We start from the raw sequence: 1,383 nt of genomic DNA, 5'->3' as shown, positions 1-1,383 counted from the left end.
CGCCTGGCCCGGCCGGAGCGCCGCGGCGGTCAACCTCTGGTGCTTGCTCACTGCTGGAGCCATGCCCGCCGTGAGGTCATCAAAGCAACACCTGGTAAAGGCTCGCCCGTTGCCGACGAGCTGCTGAAGCAGATCGCCCGACTCTATGCCCTCGAGAAGGAGATCCGCGGCCAGCCGCCGGCGCAGCGCCTGAAGCAGCGCCAGGCACGTTCGCGCCCGATCGTCGAGAAGCTCGACACCTGGGTCGGTGAACAGCGTGCCCGGCTGTCACGCAAGTCGCCGATGGGCGGCGCGCTCGCCTACATTGCCAACCACTGGGGCGGCTTGTGCGTGTTCCTCGAGGACGGGCGTGTCGAGATGGACAACAATCCGGTCGAAAACCTCATCCGTCCGCTCGCCCTGAACCGGAAGAACGCACTTTTCTGCGGTCACGACGAAGGCGGCGCCAGCTGGGCGCGGATCGCGTCACTGGTCGAGACCTGCAAGCTGAACGGCGTCGAGCCTTACGCCTACCTGCGCGACACGCTCGAAGCCATCGCCGCAGACTATCCTCAGTCGCGCCTCGATGACCTGCTGCCCTGGGCGTTTACCTCGGCGCACCAACGGGCCTGACGCCAGCAAACCCCACCAAAGCATTGCAACAAAGCTTGCACACTTCTTTGCAAGCTACCGGAGAAGACTGCTCCGGCGCATCCGGCCGCAGATCACACTGGGAATGAACCACCGCTTACCTAGAGAAGGAGCTCAGGCGCACCCAGAAGGCAATCGCGAGGATTGTTGACGCCATCGAAAAGGGCGCTTACAGCAAGGTGCTCGGAGAACGCCTGCACGCCCTGGAAGCGGAACGCACCCGGCTGGAAGGTGCGCTGAGCGCCATCGCAAAGCCCTCACCCATCCAACTCCACCCGAAACTATCGGAGGTCTATCACCGCCGGATTAGCGAACTCTCTGCAAGCCTGAACGACCCGAGCATTCGTGCAGAAGCCGCTGATCTTTTGCGTGGACAGATCGAGCGGATAGAGCTTACCCCCAGGCCTGAAGGGTCGGGTCTGGATGCTCTACTCATCGGTCGGCTAGACGGTATTCTGGCTTTGTGCGGTGAGGCACAGAACGCAGAAAAGCGCCCTGGAGAAGCTTCTTCAGGACGCTCACTGTCGGTGGTTGCGGGGGCAGGATTTGAACCTGCGACCTTCAGGTTATGAGCCTGACGAGCTACCGGGCTGCTCCACCCCGCGGGTGTATTTTGTGTGGTGGAGGCTTGGAGAAGGTTCAAGCGGGCTTGGAAGACTTGGCGGCGACCGACTCTCCCACGCCTTAAGACGCAGTACCATTGGCGCTGAGGGATTTCACGGCCGAGTTCGGGATGGGATCGGGTGGTGCAGC

General features: G+C 62.5%; 1 protein-coding gene, 1 tRNA gene and 1 rRNA gene. 1 reads left to right on the top strand and 2 read right to left on the bottom strand.

What is annotated here, in order from left to right:
- Positions 1–612, top strand: a 612-nt coding sequence (gene tnpC, locus P2G67_RS16355; protein ID WP_275824364.1) for an IS66 family transposase, incomplete at its 5' end; no start/stop codon positions are given.
- Between the two features lie 546 nt (positions 613–1,158).
- Here the strand turns inward: tnpC and P2G67_RS16350 are convergent.
- Positions 1,159–1,235: transfer RNA gene (locus P2G67_RS16350), tRNA-Met, on the bottom strand.
- Positions 1,236–1,286: 51 nt separating this feature from the next.
- A 5S ribosomal RNA gene (rrf, locus tag P2G67_RS16345) occupies positions 1,287–1,383 on the bottom strand; the annotation flags it as partial.

Source organism: Aquibaculum arenosum, from assembly GCF_029222965.1.
Lineage (GTDB): Bacteria > Pseudomonadota > Alphaproteobacteria > Kiloniellales > DSM-21159 > Aquibaculum > Aquibaculum arenosum.
This window is presented reverse-complemented; position numbering and strand designations above follow the sequence as displayed.